General features: G+C 61.8%; 15 protein-coding genes. 9 read left to right on the forward strand and 6 right to left on the reverse strand.

Annotation, left to right across the window (positions count from 1 at the left end):
* Nucleotides 1-3: 3 nt before the first annotated feature.
* The 3 genes from pncB to ABQX22_RS11400 form a co-directional block, all read right to left on the reverse strand.
* A complete protein-coding gene (pncB, locus tag ABQX22_RS11390; RefSeq protein ID WP_349799487.1) occupies nt 4-1,203 on the reverse strand; it encodes a nicotinate phosphoribosyltransferase in 1,200 nt (399 codons plus the stop codon).
* Entirely contained in the window at nt 1,200-1,409 is a 210-nt protein-coding gene (locus ABQX22_RS11395; protein ID WP_349799489.1) for a hypothetical protein, read from the reverse strand. The genes pncB and ABQX22_RS11395 overlap by 4 nt, the downstream gene beginning before the upstream one ends.
* Nucleotides 1,410-1,548: 139 nt before the next feature.
* Nucleotides 1,549-2,490, reverse strand: coding sequence for a LysR family transcriptional regulator (locus tag ABQX22_RS11400; RefSeq protein WP_349799490.1), 942 nt, complete (start codon nt 2,488-2,490; stop codon nt 1,549-1,551).
* A gap of 147 nt (nt 2,491-2,637) precedes the next feature.
* Between ABQX22_RS11400 and amaB the strand changes: the two genes are divergently transcribed.
* The 9 genes from amaB (at nt 2,638) to ABQX22_RS11445 (ending at nt 13,739) form a co-directional block, all read left to right on the forward strand.
* Nucleotides 2,638-4,128, forward strand: coding sequence for an L-piperidine-6-carboxylate dehydrogenase (gene amaB, locus ABQX22_RS11405; RefSeq protein WP_349799492.1), 1,491 nt, complete (start codon nt 2,638-2,640; stop codon nt 4,126-4,128).
* A 216-nt stretch (nt 4,129-4,344) separates the two neighbouring features.
* Entirely contained in the window at nt 4,345-5,628 is a 1,284-nt protein-coding gene (gene amaA, locus ABQX22_RS11410) for an L-pipecolate oxidase (protein WP_349799494.1), read from the forward strand.
* Nucleotides 5,629-5,985: 357 nt separating this feature from the next.
* On the forward strand, nt 5,986-7,119 hold the full coding sequence (locus ABQX22_RS11415) for an ABC transporter substrate-binding protein (protein ID WP_349799496.1): 1,134 nt from the start codon (nt 5,986-5,988) through the stop codon (nt 7,117-7,119).
* Nucleotides 7,120-7,309: 190 nt separating this feature from the next.
* Nucleotides 7,310-8,224, forward strand: a complete 915-nt coding sequence (locus tag ABQX22_RS11420; RefSeq protein WP_349799498.1) for an ABC transporter permease subunit — start codon at nt 7,310-7,312, stop codon at nt 8,222-8,224.
* 2 nt (nt 8,225-8,226) lie between these two features.
* Nucleotides 8,227-9,525 carry a high-affinity branched-chain amino acid ABC transporter permease LivM gene (livM, locus tag ABQX22_RS11425; protein WP_349799499.1) on the forward strand — a complete coding sequence of 433 codons (1,299 nt, stop codon included), beginning with the start codon at nt 8,227-8,229 and terminating at the stop codon, nt 9,523-9,525.
* Entirely contained in the window at nt 9,522-10,397 is an 876-nt protein-coding gene (locus ABQX22_RS11430; protein ID WP_349799501.1) for an ABC transporter ATP-binding protein, read from the forward strand. The genes livM and ABQX22_RS11430 overlap by 4 nt, the downstream gene beginning before the upstream one ends.
* Nucleotides 10,394-11,110 carry an ABC transporter ATP-binding protein gene (locus ABQX22_RS11435; RefSeq protein ID WP_441005272.1) on the forward strand — a complete coding sequence of 239 codons (717 nt, stop codon included), beginning with the start codon at nt 10,394-10,396 and terminating at the stop codon, nt 11,108-11,110. Before ABQX22_RS11430 ends, ABQX22_RS11435 begins: the two co-directional genes overlap by 4 nt.
* 787 nt (nt 11,111-11,897) lie before the next feature.
* The gene (locus tag ABQX22_RS11440; protein ID WP_349799503.1) at nt 11,898-12,662 is read left to right on the forward strand and encodes an SDR family oxidoreductase; all 765 of its coding nucleotides are present in this window, start codon (nt 11,898-11,900) and stop codon (nt 12,660-12,662) included.
* A gap of 186 nt (nt 12,663-12,848) precedes the next feature.
* On the forward strand, nt 12,849-13,739 hold the full coding sequence (locus ABQX22_RS11445) for a LysR family transcriptional regulator (RefSeq protein ID WP_349799505.1): 891 nt from the start codon (nt 12,849-12,851) through the stop codon (nt 13,737-13,739).
* A gap of 42 nt (nt 13,740-13,781) precedes the next feature.
* Here the strand turns inward: ABQX22_RS11445 and ABQX22_RS11450 are convergent, their stop codons facing one another.
* Genes ABQX22_RS11450 through cbiE form a run of 3 tightly spaced genes read right to left on the reverse strand, consistent with a single transcriptional unit; the run spans nt 13,782 to nt 16,797 of the window.
* Nucleotides 13,782-14,501 carry a cobalt-precorrin-6A reductase gene (locus ABQX22_RS11450; protein WP_349799507.1) on the reverse strand — a complete coding sequence of 240 codons (720 nt, stop codon included), beginning with the start codon at nt 14,499-14,501 and terminating at the stop codon, nt 13,782-13,784.
* The gene (locus tag ABQX22_RS11455) at nt 14,498-15,595 is read right to left on the reverse strand and encodes a cobalt-precorrin-5B (C(1))-methyltransferase (RefSeq protein ID WP_349799509.1); all 1,098 of its coding nucleotides are present in this window, start codon (nt 15,593-15,595) and stop codon (nt 14,498-14,500) included. Before ABQX22_RS11455 ends, ABQX22_RS11450 begins: the two co-directional genes overlap by 4 nt.
* On the reverse strand, nt 15,595-16,797 hold the full coding sequence (cbiE, locus tag ABQX22_RS11460) for a precorrin-6y C5,15-methyltransferase (decarboxylating) subunit CbiE (protein WP_349799511.1): 1,203 nt from the start codon (nt 16,795-16,797) through the stop codon (nt 15,595-15,597). Before cbiE ends, ABQX22_RS11455 begins: the two co-directional genes overlap by 1 nt.
* Nucleotides 16,798-16,896: the final 99 nt, after the last annotated feature.

Here is a 16,896-nt window from a genome sequence, read left to right on the forward strand (position 1 = left end):
GAGTCAGGCTGGCACCTTGAATACATGACGCAGGTAGGACACGAAATTGGGGTCTTTGCATTGCGTCTTGCCTGGCTCATCGGAGATCTTCGCCACGGGTTGACCTGCGCAGGCGGTCATTTTGAGGACGATGTTCATGGGCGTGACGCCGGGCACGTCAGCGGTCAGGTTGGTACCGATGCCGAAACTGACGTTGATCCGACCGCGCAGGGCCCTGAATATTTCGAGGGCCTTGGGCAGCGTGAGCCCGTCGGAGAACACCAGCGTCTTGCTCATCGGATCAATCCCGAGGCGCTGATAGTGCACGATGCATTTTTCGGCCCACTGCACCGGATCGCCCGAATCATGGCGCAAACCGTCGAACAGTTTGGCGAAGAACAGATCGAAATCGTTCAAGAAAGCGTCGGTGGTGATGCAGTCGGTCAGGGCGATGCCCAGCAGCCCCCGGTATTCGCGGACCCAGCAATCGAGGGCGGCGATCTGGCTGTCGATCAGTCGCGGGCCGAGTTGCTGATGGGCCATGATCCACTCATGGGCCATGGTCCCAAGCGGCTTGAGGTTGAATTTGCGCGCCAGGTGCACGTTGCTGGTGCCGACGAACTGGCCCGGGAAGTCGGCTTTGAGCACCGACACCACTTCTTCCTGCACGGCAAAGGAAAACCGCCGGCGCGTGCCGAAATCCGCCACCTTAAGCTCGGCCAATTCATCGGCCGTGGCGGTCGCCGTCAGCCAGTCGAACTTGCGATACAGCTGGTCCCGCGCATCACTCAGCGGTGTGTTCGGGTGACAGTGGCGGTTGCGCACCTCGCTGACGATGGCCAGCAGCGGCACTTCAAACATGATCACGTGCAACCACGGGCCACACAGGCGAATGCACAGTTGATCGTCTTCAATGCTGGTCTGCACGTAGCGCATATTGAAGCGGAACAGGCCGAGAAAGCGCAGGAAGTCGGGTTTCATGAAGCTGATACGTTCGAGGAAACCCATTTCCTCTCCGCTCAGCGACAGCTCGCACAGTTGCTCGATCTGCTGGCGGATGTCCGTCAGGTACGGCCGAAGGTCTTCGCCGTTGCGGCAGCGAAACTCCCATTCCACCTCTACGTTGGGGTAGTTGTGCAGCACGGCCTGCATCATGGTCAGCTTGTAGAGGTCGGTATCGAGCAGGTTCTGCGCGATGCGTTCGGAGAAGGCGCTGTCACTCATTGTGTCGCTCCAGCCAGCAGCGGCCGCCAGACGCGGCCAATGGAATTCAAGTCGGTGTCGCGTACGGCCTGCGTCAGCGCGGCAGCGGTACGTCCGGATTGTTTTTGACGATGCCCGACATAATGCCAGCGCAGGGCGGGTTGGGGCAGATTTTCTCCGCCCTGTTGGAGCGAGGCTTGCCCGCGAAGTTTTTGATTCAACTTCACACTTGCCGCCGAATCACATGGCCTCAGATTTGTTTGGATTTCGATGCGACCACCCTTTAGGAGCGCGCTTGCCCGCGATTGCGGTGTGCCAGACACGTAAGAGGAGGCTGATGCACCGCAATCGCGGGCAAGCGCGCTCCTACAGTGCGTGTTCATCAGGCGTTGGCGGGTCAAGTTGCTCACGCATCCACGCCACAAAATCCCGAATCTTCGGCACGTCCGCCGCGTGCTCGGGGTAGGCCAGGTAATACGCGTCTCGGCTGGGCAGCGCGTGCGGCCACGGGATGACCAGCTTGCCGTCGGCCAATTCTTCTTCCACCAGAAACCGTGGCAGCAGCGCAACGCCGCACCCCACCTGCGCGGCGCGAATGCACATATAAAAGGTCTCGAAGCGCGGGCCGTGGTAGCTGTGCTCGGTCTGGTAACCCTGGCTTTCGAACCAGTCGTGCCAGGCTTGCGGACGCGACGCGCTCTGCAGCAGTACCAGATCACTCAACTGCGTCGGTTCTGTAAACGGCGTCTGCGGTAGGCTGCCAGGCGAACACACCGGAATCAGTTCTTCGCTGAACAGCTTCACGCTCTCTGCCCCAGGTCTTGCGCCCTGGCCGAAATAGAAGCTCAGGTCACAGCGGCCCTGGGCCAGGTCATCGGTTTCCTGTTCGTTGATCAGGTCCAGATGAATGTGCGGATGACGCAACCGCCAACCCTTGAGTCGCGGGACCAGCCAGCGCGCGCCGAAGGTCGATGGCGTCGACACCCGCAGGACTTCCGTCTCACCGCCGTAGGAGCGCAGAAAGTGCGTCGACATCTCGACCTGGCTCAGGATCTTGCGCACTTCGCCCAGGTACAACGCACCGGCCGGCGTCAGTTGCAGGCGCCGACGCACCCGACGAAACAACAGGTGCTGGACCAGTTCTTCCAGCTGCGCCACTTGCTTGCTGACCGCGCTTTGGGTCAGATTCAGCTCTTCGGCGGCGCGGGTGAAACTCAGGTGCCGGGTCACCGCCTCGAAACATTGCAGGGCGGTGATCGAAGGCAGGTGGCGTCGGTTCAGCATGTTCAGGCCAGTCCAGGTCAGCATGAAAAAACGGAATGATGTTTCGCCTAATGGTCGTTTGTTGCAGCGCCTGAGGCCAGCTATTACTACAGGCTGACGAAATCACCGTATTTCAGCATTCCGCATTCGCTCTTCAGCGAACGCTGCTCAGCTAAAGAATCAGGAGAAATCATGCTTACCGACCTGCTCACCCGCCTCGGTGTCGACCCCGCGCTCTACCAGAAGGGCGACAAGCCTGTGCATACGCCCGTCGACGGCAGCAAAGTGGGGGCGGTGCACTGGGAGGGGGCCGCCGAGGTCGAGCAGCGCATCACCCGCGCCGACCACGCGTTCGAGGCCTGGCGCAAGGTGCCGGCCCCGCGTCGCGGCGAGCTGATTCGCTTGTTCGGCGAAGCGTTGCGCACGCACAAGGCTGACCTGGGCGAGCTGGTGTCGTGGGAAGCCGGCAAGATTACCCAGGAGGGGCAGGGTGAAGTGCAGGAGATGATCGACATCTGCGACTTCGCGGTGGGCCTCTCCCGGCAGATGTATGGCCTGACCATCGCTTCCGAGCGCCCCGGCCACCACATGCGCGAAACCTGGCACCCACTGGGTGTGGTCGGCGTGATCAGCGCGTTCAACTTCCCGGTGGCCGTCTGGTCGTGGAACACCGCGCTGGCGCTGGTCTGCGGCAATTCGGTGATCTGGAAACCGTCGGAAAAGACGCCGCTCACCGGGCTGGCGTGCCAGGCGCTGTTTGATCGTGTGGCCAAGGGCTTCGCCGATGCGCCGGAGTACCTGGCACAAGTGGTTATCGGTGGGCGCGACGCGGGCGAAGCGTTGGTCGATGATCCGCGTGTGGCGTTGATCAGCGCCACCGGCAGCACGCGCATGGGCCGCGAAGTGGCGCCGAAAGTCGCCGCACGTTTTGCCCGCAGCATTCTGGAACTGGGCGGCAACAACGCCATGATCCTCGCGCCCAGCGCCGATCTGGACCTGGCTGTGCGCGGCGTACTGTTCAGCGCCGTCGGTACGGCCGGCCAGCGCTGCACCACCTTGCGCCGCCTGATTGCCCACAACTCGGTGAAGGCCGAGTTCGTCGAGCGCCTGAAAACCGCTTATTCCAAGGTGCGCATCGGTCATCCGCTGGAAGGCAACCTGATCGGTCCGCTGATCGACAAAGCCAGCTACGAGAACATGCAGGACGCGTTGGAGCAGGCCTTGAGCGAGGGCGGCACGGTGTTCGGCGGCAAACGCCAGCTGCAAGAGCAGTTCCCCAACGCGTATTACGTCTCGCCGGCCATCGTGGAAATGCCGGAGCAGAGCGAGGTGGTGCGAACCGAAACCTTCGCGCCGATTCTGTACGTGGTCGGTTATGACGATTTTGCGGAAGCGGTGCGCCTCAACAATGACGTGCCCCAGGGGTTGTCGTCGTGCATCTTCACCACCGACGTGCGCGAGGCCGAGCAGTTCGTGTCGGCGCTGGGCAGTGATTGCGGGATCGCCAACGTCAACATCGGCCCGAGCGGTGCCGAAATTGGCGGCGCGTTTGGCGGCGAAAAAGAAACCGGTGGCGGGCGTGAGTCCGGTTCCGACGCCTGGAAAGGCTACATGCGCCGCCAGACCGCGACCGTGAACTATTCGCGCGAGTTGCCGCTGGCGCAGGGGATTACGTTTGATTGATAGGCGGTAAGGTTAGTCATGTGGGAGGGAGCTTGCTCGCGAGGAGCCTTATCAGAGGCTGCATGATCGTTCCCACGCTCCGCGTGGGAATGCCGTTCGTGACGCTCTGCTTCAAACGATCGGACGCGGAGCGTCCAGAGTTGCGTTACCACGCGGAGCGTGGGAACGATCAATGGTGCAGAAAGTGCTGGGTGTGTCTCTTTCCGAGGTCTTGCGATGCCGCTACGCGAAGAATGTCTGTGGGAAACGCTGACGCCGCAGAGGCCTGAGGCGCCAGCGTTGAGGGGGGAAGTGACGGCGGATGTGTGCGTGATTGGCGCAGGCATCACCGGGTTGTCGGCGGCCATTCACCTGCTCGAACAGGGCAAGAGCGTCGTCGTGGTCGAGGCCCATCGCACCGGCCAGGGCGGCTCGGGGCGCAACGTCGGGCTGGTCAACGCCGGGATGTGGATTCCCCCTGACGAGATCGAAGCGGGGTTCGGCAAGCCGGTCGGCAGCCGGCTCAACAAGATGCTTGGCGATGCGCCGTCGCTGGTGTTCAGTCTGATTGAAAAATATGGCATCGACTGCCAGGCGCAACGCAAAGGCACGCTGCACATGGCCCACAACGCCCGGGGCCAGGCGGATTTGCGCAGCCGCGAAGAACAATGGAAGCGCCGCGGCGCGCCGGTGGAGCTGTTGACCGGCAAAGCCTGCCAGCAAGCCACCGGCACCTCGGAAATCACCTCGGCCTTACTCGACCATCGCGCGGGCACCATCAACCCGATGGCCTACACCAGCGGCCTGGCTGCAGCGGTCGGCACGCTGGGCGGTCAGCGATTCGATCACTCACCCGTGAAGAAGCTTGAGCGGCAAGGCGATCGCTGGTGCGTGCTCACCGAGCACGGTGCGGTGCTGGCCGGGCAAGTGGTGATTGCCTCCAACGCCTACACCGAGGGCGAATGGACCGAACTGCGGCGTCATTTCTTTCCCGGTTATTACTATCAGGTGGCCTCGGCTCCGCTGACCGAAGACGCCGCGCAGCAGATCCTGCCGGGCGGGCAGGGTTCATGGGACACGCGCCAGGTGCTGAGCAGCATTCGACGTGACGCCGAAGGCCGCTTGCTACTGGGCAGCCTGGGCAACGGCAATCAAAAACCGGTCTGGTTTCTCAAGGCCTGGGCCGATCGCGTTCAGCAGCATTATTTCCCGTACCTGAAGCCGGTTGAGTGGGCGTGCACCTGGACCGGCTGCATCGCCTTCACCCCCGATCACCTGCTGCGCCTGTTCGAGCCTGCACCGGGATTGGTCGCCGTGACGGGCTTTAACGGCCGCGGCAACACCACGGGCACAGTGGTGGGCAAAGCGTTCGCCGATTACCTGTGCACCGGCGATGCCCAATCGCTGCCCGTTCCCTTCGCTGCCATGCAGCCGTTGTCAGCCATTGGCCTGCGCAGCTCTCTCTATGAGGCCGGCTTTTCGCTCTATCACGCGGGCCAGTGCCTTCGCATCGTGATTTAGACAGAAAAGGCCTTCATCGCACGGCGCTTTTTCGCGCATCCACTAACCTCAAATGGTGCGTGCCGTAGCGTCACCGCACCGGTGGTGTGCAGATCGGTGACGCATGCTGTAACAACGCGGTTATACGATGAGCGGTAGGGCGGTTGCGCGCCATATTCGAGCGGGTTGCGCTTTTTTCGCAGGGCAGGTTGCACCTTGTGCGGTTTAGACGGTTGCACGCCCGGTTGAAAGGCCTGAAACCCGTCGCGTAGCCGCTTGCACATGACTTTTCCCAGAATAAAAAACTGATGGCACGCCACTTGCTCACCGCAACTGTGTGGTCGCAGTGCTAACTAAAAAATCCAGGAGCACCAACTCATGTCGCAGACGTTTTACAAGAAAGGCTTTCTCGCACTTGCAGTGGCTACCGCGCTAGGTGCAGCTTCTTTTGCACAAGCTGATGTGAAAATCGGCGTTGCCGGTCCAATGACTGGCGCTAACGCCTCGTTCGGCGAGCAATACATGAAAGGCGCTCAGGCCGCTGCCGATGCCATCAACGCTGCGGGCGGTGTAAACGGTGAGAAAATCGCCCTGACCGCCTATGACGATGCGTGTGAACCCAAGCAAGCGGTTGCCGTTTCCAACAAAGCGGCCTCGGACAAAGTCGCTGGCGTTGTCGGCCACTTCTGCTCCTCGTCCACCATTCCAGCGTCTGAAGTCTATGACGAAGCCGGCATCATCGCGATCACGCCGGGCTCCACCAACCCTACCGTGACCGAGCGTGGCTTGAGCGCCATGTTCCGCATGTGCGGCCGTGATGACCAGCAAGGCGTCGTGGCTGGCGATTACATCGTCGATGTCTTGAAAGGCAAGAAAATCGCCGTCATCAACGACAAGGACACCTACGGCAAGGGCCTGGCTGACGCGACTTCAAAGCAGCTCACCAAGCGTGGCGTGAAGCCGGTGCTGGAAGAAGGCCTGACACGTGGCGAGAAAGACTTCAGCGCCCTGGTCACCAAGATTCGCTCCGTTGGCGCTGACGTCGTGTACTTCGGCGGCCTGCACCCGGAAGCCGGTCCATTGGTTCGCCAACTGCGTGAGCAAGGCCTGAAAGACGTGAAATTCATGTCCGATGACGGCGTTGTTACCGATGAATTGGTCACCACTGCTGGCGGCGCGCAATTCGTCGATGGCGTGTACATGACCTTCGGTGCCGACGCACGCATGCTGCCCGACAGCAAGGCGGTGGTCGATCAGTTCCGCAAGTCCGGCTACGAGCCTGAAGGCTACACCTTGTACGCCTACGCTTCGGTTCAGGCCCTGGCCGCCGGCTTCAACGGCGCCAAGTCGAACAAAGGCGAAGACGCTGCCAAGTTCCTCAAAGCCCACCCGGTCAAGACCGTCATGGGTGAGAAGTCCTGGGACAGCAAGGGCGACCTGAAAGTCTCGGATTACGTGGTTTACCAGTGGGACAAGGACGGTAAATACCACCAGCTCGAAAAGCAGAAGTAAGTTGAGCGCTTAGTCGGACGGCAGGTAGCGCGAGGTTGGACTCGCGCCGCCAGCGGTCCGGTTAATGGGGCTTGCCACCTCGGCGGCCCCCTGATTTCTTCTGTAGCCATATGCGTCCGTTCCGCCACGCCTCACGAGGGCGCGCGCGGGCCGGTTCCACCGTGGCCTTTCAAGTTCGTGAGCGTGCGTGATGGATGGTATTTTCCTGCAACAAATGGTCAACGGTCTGACCCTCGGTTCGGTCTACGGCCTGATCGCCATCGGTTACACGATGGTTTACGGCATCATCGGCATGATCAACTTCGCCCACGGCGACGTGTACATGATCTCCGCTTACCTGGCGGCAATCGGCCTGGCGGTCTTGTCGTTCTTCGGTGTTGAGTCCTTCCCCTTCCTGATTCTCGGCACACTGATCTTCACCATCGTGGTGACCGGTGTGTATGGCTTCGTCATCGAGCGCGTGGCCTACAAACCGCTGCGCAACTCGACCCGTCTGGCACCCCTGATCAGTGCCATCGGTATTTCCCTGATCCTGCAGAACTACGCGCAGATCGCCCAGGGCCCACGCCAGCAAGGCGTGCCCACGATGCTCGAAGGCGCGTTGCGCTTTGACGTCGGCTCCGGGTTCGTGCAGATCACCTACACCAAGATATTCATCCTGATCGCCGCGTTTGTCGGCATGGGCGTGCTGACCTACATCATCAAGTACACCAAGCTGGGCCGGATGTGCCGCGCCACGCAGCAGGACCGCAAGATGGCGTCGATCCTGGGCATCAACACCGACCGGGTGATTTCCTATGTGTTCATCATCGGCGCGGCCATGGCGGCATTGGCCGGCGTGCTGATCACCATGAACTACGGCACGTTCGACTTCTTCGCAGGCTTCGTGATTGGCATCAAGGCCTTCACCGCTGCGGTGCTGGGCGGGATCGGTTCGTTGCCAGGCGCCATGCTGGGCGGCCTGATTCTGGGCGTGGCCGAGTCGCAATTTTCCGGGCTGGTCAATTCCGACTACAAAGACGTGTTCAGTTTCGGCCTGCTGGTGGTGATCCTGATTTTCCGTCCTCAAGGCCTGCTGGGTCGCCCACTCGTGGCGAAGGTATAAGTATGTCCGCACCTATCAAACCCATCGACATCAAACAAAGCCTCATCGACGCCGTCATCGCCGGGCTGCTGGCGCTGATCGTGTTCGGCCCTATCGTCGGCGTCGTCCTGGACGGCTACGGCTTTAACCTGCAACCCACTCGCGTGGCCGTGCTCGTCGGCGTAGTGATGGTCGGGCGTCTGGTTCTGAGCCTGTTCATGCAGACGCCCAAAGGCGTGGCCATTGCGCAGAGCTTTGAAAGCTCAGGCTCCGGCGTGCATGTGCTGGCGCCTGACTACAAGTCGCGCCTGCGCTACATCATCCCGATCATGATCGTCATCGCCATCGTGTTCCCGGTGTTTGCCGACAAGTACGTGCTGACCGTGGTGATCCTCGGGCTGATCTACGTGTTGCTGGGCCTGGGCCTGAACATCGTGGTCGGTCTGGCCGGGCTGCTCGACCTGGGTTACGTGGCGTTCTACGCCATCGGCGCCTACGGTCTGGCGCTGGGCTATCAGTATCTGGGGCTGGGTTTCTGGTCGGCGTTGCCCTTGGCGGCGATTGCCGCTGCGCTGGCCGGCTGCATCCTCGGCTTTCCGGTCCTGCGCATGCACGGCGACTATCTGGCCATCGTGACCCTGGGCTTCGGGGAGATCATCCGTCTGGTGCTCAACAACTGGCTGGATTTCACCGGTGGCCCCAATGGCGTCGCGGTGCCTGCGCCGACGATTTTCGGTCTGGAGTTCGGCCGTCGCGCCAAAGACGGCGGCATCCCGATCCATGAATACTTCGGCTTCACCTACAACCCGGACCTCAAGTTCATCTTCATCTACGCCGTGCTGTTTTTGGTGGTGCTGGCCGTGCTGTACATCAAGCACCGCCTGACCCGCATGCCGGTCGGCCGCGCCTGGGAAGCCCTGCGCGAAGATGAAATCGCCTGCCGTTCCATGGGCCTGAACCATGTGCTGGTCAAGCTTTCTGCGTTCACTATCGGCGCGTCGACTGCCGGTCTGGCCGGGGTGTTCTTCGCCAGTTATCAGGGCTTCATCAACCCAACGTCGTTCACCTTTTTTGAATCGGCGTTGATCCTCGCCATCGTCGTGCTGGGCGGCATGGGCTCGACGGTCGGCGTGGTGATCGCCGCGTTCGTGTTGACCGTCGCCCCTGAGCTGCTGCGCAGCTTCGCCGAATACCGCGTGCTGCTGTTCGGCATCCTGATGGTCCTGATGATGATCTGGCGCCCACGTGGCCTGATCCGCATCAGCCGCACCGGCGTGCGTCCGCGCAAAGGCGTGCTGGTTAAAGCGGAGGGCGCGCAATGAGCGAAGAGATCGTTCTGTCCGTAGAGAAACTGGCGATGCACTTCGGAGGCATCAAGGCCCTGAGTGACGTCAGCCTGAAAGTCCGTCGCAACTCGATCTTCGCCTTGATCGGGCCCAATGGCGCCGGCAAGACCACGGTCTTTAACTGCCTGACCGGTTTTTACAAAGCCACCGGCGGGCGCATCAATCTGCACACCCGTGGCACCACCACCAACGTGATCAAACTGTTGGGCGAGCCGTTTCAGGTGACGGACTTCGTGTCCCCGCGCAGCTTCGCCAGTCGGGTCTACTACAAGATGTTCGGCGGTACGCACCTGGTGAATAGGGCGGGGCTGGCGCGCACGTTCCAGAACATTCGCCTGTTCAAGGAAATGTCGGTCATCGAGAACCTGCTCGTGGCCCAGCACATGTGGGTCAACCGCAATATGCTGGCCGGCATCCTCAACACCAAGGGCTATCGCAAGGCCGAAGAAGATGCCATGAGCACGGCGTTCTACTGGCTGGAGGTGGTTGATCTGGTGGACTGCGCCAACCGTCTGGCCGGGGAATTGTCCTACGGTCAGCAACGCCGCCTGGAAATCGCGCGCGCCATGTGCACCCGGCCACAGGTGATCTGCCTGGACGAACCGGCTGCCGGCCTCAACCCGCAGGAAACCGAAGCGCTGAGCGGCATGATCCGTTTGCTGCGCGACGAACACGACATGACCATCGTGCTGATCGAGCACGACATGGGCATGGTCATGGGGATTTCCGACGACATCGTGGTGCTCGATCACGGCAACGTGATCGCCATGGGCGGGCCGGAACAGATCCGCAATGACCCGAAAGTGATCGCCGCGTACCTGGGCGCTGATGAAGAGGAATTGGTATGAGTAAGCCGATCCTCGAACTGAAAGAGATCGACGTGTACTACGGGCCGATCCAGGCCCTCAAGAAAGTGTCGCTGCACATCGATGAGGGCGAAACCGTCAGCTTGATCGGCTCCAACGGTGCGGGTAAATCGACGCTGCTGATGTCGATCTTCGGCCAGCCCCGCGCCGCCAGCGGGCAGATCATCTACCAGGGCGTCGACATTACTCAGAAGTCGTCGCACTACATCGCGTCCAATGGTATTGCGCAGTCGCCGGAAGGGCGGCGGGTCTTCCCCGACATGTCAGTGGAAGAAAACCTGCTGATGGGCACCATTCCGATTGGCGACAAATTCGCCAGCGAAGACATGCAGCGCATGTTCGACCTGTTCCCGCGGCTCAAGGAGCGACGCAATCAGCGGGCGATGACCATGTCCGGCGGTGAGCAGCAGATGCTGGCCATTGCCCGCGCCCTGATGAGTCGCCCCAAGCTGTTGCTGCTGGACGAGCCGAGCCTGGGGCTTGCGCCGATCATCGTGAAGCAGATCTTCGCGACCCTGCGCGAATTGGCCAAAAGCGGCATGACGATCTTCCTCGTCGAACAGAACGCCAACCACGCCCTCAAGCTGTCAGACCGTGCCTACGTGATGGTCAACGGCGAGATTCGTCTGACAGGCACCGGCCAGGAGCTGCTGACCAACGATGAAGTGAGGAACGCTTACCTGGGCGGTCATTGATCGTCGCAACCCTTGATTGCAACACCGGCGCCCCGGGTGATTTTTCACTCGGGGCGTCTTGTCTTGGAATTGTGGAAAACATTTTTGAAGTGGTGCTAAAGCGCGACATAAAGCCGCTGCAAATGGTTGTTTTGTCACGGTTTTGACTTGTTCAGTTTTACTGTGGAACCGGCTGTGAATAAGTTGGGTGTACTTGGCTGAAGGCCTTGCGCGGCGGGGCTTGCAGCGGTGTGGTCAAATTATGATCAGCGGTTTCCGGCGGTATTTTCAGGGTGTTTGTCAACGTGTCGCGATCTGGTTTTTTATACAGGTCCAGTGGGGTCGGATCCTGTGGATAACTCTGTGTGCAACCGTTGGAAAGACCGCTGTAGCGAGCGCAATCTCTAGGGTGGCGCACCGTAAACTGTCCAACCGGCCAAACTGCGCAGGATTCAAGTACAGATCTGACACACCAGGTCAAGCAAAGACGGCCGCGTGATCGCTTTGTAACGCCCGTATGGCGTGGCTTGGGCTTGATCGAGTTGCCCCCAGAGATTGTGGGTCTGACTGTGGATAACGTGGGCAAAAGTGCCTGCGGCCCTGAGGGCATAAGGCTTGGCCATGATTGTGCGTTTTTTATACAGCTGCGAGCACCTGGCAGCGGGTTTTCGTCGATCGCTTGCCCCTGAACCCGTTGCGCGGGCATTCTCCGGAACTTTCCTACACGCGATTGCGGTCCGATGACTGCGCCATGCATTGATCGAACGCGTATCGCACACCGCCCAGCCTTTATTCAGGAGACAACGAGATGACTTCTACCGTGTTCATTACCGGCGCCACGTCCGGATTTGGCGAAGCCTGCGCGCGTCGTTTTGCCGAGGCGGGCTGGTCACTGGTGTTGACGGGCCGTCGTGAAGACCGCCTGAGTGCCCTTAGCGCTGAATTGTCCAAGCAGACGAAGGTGCACACGATGGTGCTGGACGTGCGCGACCGTGCCGCCATGGAGACCGCGATCGACAGCCTGCCGGAAGAGTTCGCCACCCTGCGTGGCCTGATCAACAACGCGGGCCTGGCGCTGGGCATCGACCCTGCACCGAAATGCGATCTGGACGACTGGGACACCATGATCGACACCAACGTCAAAGGCCTGGTCTACACCACGCGTCTGTTGCTGTCCCGATTGATTGCCCATGGCCGCGGCGCCAGCATCGTCAACCTCGGTTCGGTGGCCGGCAACTACCCGTACCCGGGCGGCAATGTGTACGGCGGCACTAAAGCGTTTGTCGGTCAGTTCTCGCTGAACCTGCGCAACGACCTGGTGGGCACTGGCGTTCGCGTGACTAACCTTGAGCCAGGCCTGTGCGAGAGCGAGTTTTCGCTGGTGCGTTTTGCCGGCGACAAGTCCAAATACGACGCGACCTACGCCGGCGCCGAGCCGATCCAGCCGCAAGACATCGCCGAGACCATTTTCTGGATCATGAACACCCCGGCCCACGTCAACATCAACAGCCTGGAGCTGATGCCGGTGAGCCAGACCTGGGCCGGTTTCTCGATTGATCGCACGCGGGGTTGACTGCTTTTGCAGGCGCTGACGAGCCCGAGTGAAGCCGCGATTGCGGTGTGTAGGTATACGCATCGCAACCTCGCATAGGCTCGTCAGCGCTTACAAGATGAGTATTTGAGCGGCAGACCCAAAATCCGATCCAGCAAACAACAGGTATCATGGCGGCCCAATCAGGCCAGTACGCCCGGTACCCCCATGAAGCTCGATCCTGTTTCACTGCGCCTGTTCGTCAGCGTCATCGAAGAAGGCACCATTGCAGCCGCGGCCAAGCGCGAGCACATCGCGGCGGCGGCGGTCAGCAAGCGGCTCAGTGAACTCGAAGAACTTCTGGACGCCAAACTGCTGACCCGCACCAACAAGGGCATCAGCGCTACCGATGCAGGCCTGTCGCTGTTGTTCATGGCCCGCAGCGCGCTGAATAACCTGAACGAAATCGTGGTGCAGATGCGCGACTATTCCCACGGTCGTCGCGGCTCCGTTCATGTGCTGGCGAACATCTCCGCCGTCACCCAGTTCATGCCCGCGTTGATCAAGTCGTTCATGGATCACTATCCGCTGATCAACGTCGTGCTCGAAGAAGAACAAAGCCTGGGCATCACTAAAGCGGTGGCTGAAAACCGCGCGGACGTCGGCATTTTCACACGGCTGCCCCATGGCGCCGACATTGAGGTGTTCCCGTTTCGTACGGACCGGCTGGTACTGGTCGTACCCAATGGGCACCCATTGGCTGACCGCCAGCAGATTACCTTCGCGGACACCCTGGACCACGCCTTTGTCGCGCTCAGAAGCGGCACCCACCTGAACTTTCAGCTGATCAAAGCCGCCAACGACCTCGGTCGCTCACTGAAAATCCGCATGGAAGTCTCAAGCTACGACGCCCTGTGCCTGATGGTTCAGGCCGGTGTAGGCATCGGCATCATGCCGGAAGGCAGCGTCGGGATTTACAAGATGGACGGCGCGCGGGTGGTCGCGCTGGATGAGGAATGGGCCAGCCGCGAGTTGGCGCTTTGCGTGCGTAACCGTGCAGGGTTATCCATGGCGGCGGGGTTATTCGTGGATCACCTGTTGGCGTCGCCCCCGATTTGATCGCTTCCTCGCTCCGCGTGGGAGCGATCAAACAGGGCTGGGTCAGGCCTGTTGCAGCGCGTCCATCAGCTCCTGAACCGAATAAAACGCCCGATCCACCGCCGGCAAATCCGGCCGCTTCAGCACCAACACCGGCACCCCGCGCTCGCGCGCTACGTCCAGCTTGGGTTCGGTCGCGCCGCTGCCGCTGTTTTTGCTGATCAGCACATCGATGTGGTTGCGGGAAAACAGGTCACGCTCATCCTGCAGCCGAAAGGGCCCCCGTGCGCCGATCACTTGGCAACGCGCGTTGCCGGGGTAATCGTCCAGCGCCCGTAACGTCCAGAACTGATGCGCCGGAATCTCGTGCAAATGCTGCAACGGCTCGCGGCCCAGGGTAAACAACGGCCGCTTGAACGGCGCGAGGGCCGCGATCAAGTCGTCCCAATCCGCGACCTCGCGCCAGTCATCCCCCGGACCCGCCTGCCAGACCGCGCGGCGCAAGGCCCAGCACGGCACGCCCGTCAGCTGTGCGGCGGTTGCCGCGTTCTGGCTCATCTGCGCGGCATAAGGGTGAGTCGCTTCCACCAGCAAATCGATGCCTTCGTCGCGGATGAACTGCGCCAGCCCCTCGGCGCCGCCATAACCGCCGACCCGCACCTGGCACGCCAGATCGGTTGGCACACGACCGACGCCAGCCAGGCTGTAGATGTGCTCCGGCCCCAGTTGCCGGGCCATCGTTAGCGCTTCGGTCACGCCGCCTAGTAGCAGTATTCGCTTCATGCCACCACTCCGGCGCGGCCAACAATCCCGCCCTGGCGGTCGATGGCGAACACCTCCACCTGAACCTGCGCCGGCACCACACTGCGGGCGAATGCCAGGGCGTGCTGGCATACCGCGTCACCCAGGGCGATCCCTCGTTCCGCCGCCATGGCCAACGCCTGCTGACTGGTGTTGGCCCCGCGAATGGCGTCTTGCAGCGCGCCATCGGCCCCCACCTCGGCCGCCCACCGCGCCAGTTGCGGCAGATTGATGCTCGAATGCCGGCTGTGCAGGTCCATGTGGCCGGCCGCCAGTTTGCTGATCTTGCCGAAGCCGCCGCACAGGCTGAGCTTGTCCACCGGGACTTTGCGCAGGTGCTTGAGCACCGCCCCGACGAAGTCGCCCATCTCGATCAATGCGATATCCGGAATGCCGTACACCGCGCGCATGGTGTCTTCGCTGGCGTTGCCGGTGCAGGCGGCGATGTGCAGATAACCGTTGGTTTTGGCGACGTCGATGCCCTGATGTATCGAGGCGATGTACGCGGCACAGGAAAACGGCCGGACGATGCCGCTGGTGCCCAGAATCGACAGCCCGCCGAGAATGCCCAACCGGGGGTTCATGGTCTTGAGCGCCAGCTCGCCGCCGTTCTCAACGCAGGCGGTCACTTCGAAACCGCCGTGATAACCGAACTCTTCCGCCAGCCCGGCGAGGTGCTCGATGATCATCTTTCGCGGCACGGGGTTGATGGCAGGTTCGCCGACGCCCAATACCAGGCCCGGACGGGTAACTGTGCCTACGCCCGGACCTGCCAGGAATTTCACGCCGGTTTCGGCCATCAGCCTGATGCGGGTAAACACCAGTGCGCCGTGGGTGACATCGGGGTCATCGCCCGCGTCCTTGATTGTCCCGGCTTCGGCGCCCTCTTCGAACACACGGCAGAACTCCAGGCGCATCTGCACCTGCTTGCCCTTGGGCAGGACGATCTGCACGGCGTCGTTGACCTCGCCGCCGAGCAACAACCGCGCCGCCGCCAGGCTTGTTGCCGTGACGCAACTGCCGGTGGTCAAGCCACTGCGCAGCGGCGCGGGTTGCTCGGCGGTTTCTTCGCGCATCAGGGCTTGACCGTTTCCAGCAGCGTGATCGGTAACGCCTGACGCCAGGTGTCGAACTCGCCCAGCGGTTTGGCGTGGGCCAGATGAATGCGGGTCAGCTCCCCGCCGTGTTGTTCGCGCCAGTTGACCAGCGCGGCCTCGCTTTGCAGGGTCACCGCGTTGGCGATCAGACGCCCGCCCGAGCGCAGCTGCTGCCAGCAGGTGTCCAGCACGCCGGGCCGGGTCACGCCGCCGCCGATGAAGATGGCGTCCGGTTGCTCCAGATCCGCCAGTGCCTGGGGCGCAACGCCGCGCACCAGTTGCAGACCCGGTACACCCAAGGCATCACGGTTGAATTCGATCAGTTGCTGGCGGCCCTCATCGGCCTCGATGGCCAGCGCCCGACAGGTCGGGTGCGCGCGCATCCACTCGATGCCGATAGAGCCGCAACCGGCGCCGACATCCCACAGCAATTCGCCAGGCTTGGGCGCCAGTCGGGCCAGGGTCATGGCGCGCACGTCACGTTTGGTCAGTTGGCCGTCATGCTCGAAGGCTTCATCCGGCAGGCCGGCCAGGGTCGAAAGCCGCAGCACAGTGGGGTCGGCGCGGCAGTCGATGGCCACCAGATTCAGGGCCGCGATCTCGGGGTTGCGCCACTCGCTGGCAATCCCTTCGACACGCCGCTCGGCGTCGCCGCCCAAATGCTCCAGCACGGTCAGGGTGCTCGGTCCAAACCCGCGCTCGCGCAGCAAGCCGGCAATCGCGGCCGGGCTGCTGCCGTCGTTGCTCAACACCAACAGCCGTAGGCCGTGGTGAACATGCGCGTTCAATGCCGCCAACGGACGGGCGACCACCGACAGCGTAACCACGTCCTGCAACGCCCAGCCCAGGCGCGCCGCCGCCAGTGAAAACGAGGAGGGCGCCGGATGCACGAGCATTTCATCGAACGGCACCTGGCGTGCCAGGCTCACGCCCACGCCGAACAGCATCGGGTCGCCGCTGGCCAGCACGCAGATCAATGAGCCGCGCTGCTCAAGCACCGGGCTCAACGAAAAAGGACTCGGCCACTGGCGCCGCACCGCCTGAATGCACGGCGGCAACAACCCCAGCTGACGTGAGCTGCCGAACACCTGCTGCGCTTTCAACAGCGCGTGACGTGCGTTCTTTCCCAGCCCCTTGTAGCCGTCTTCACCGATTCCTACGACTGTCAGCCACGGCGACATGCATTTTCCTCAATCGAACTTCCGACAGACCGGCTTTTCATGCCTGCGGACAAAGCAGGCATAATACCGCGCCCATGGCACAAGTGTTTCGTCCCATGT

It is taken from the genome of Xanthomonas sp. WHRI 1810A, assembly GCF_040202885.1.
Taxonomy (GTDB): Bacteria; Pseudomonadota; Gammaproteobacteria; order Pseudomonadales; family Pseudomonadaceae; genus Aquipseudomonas.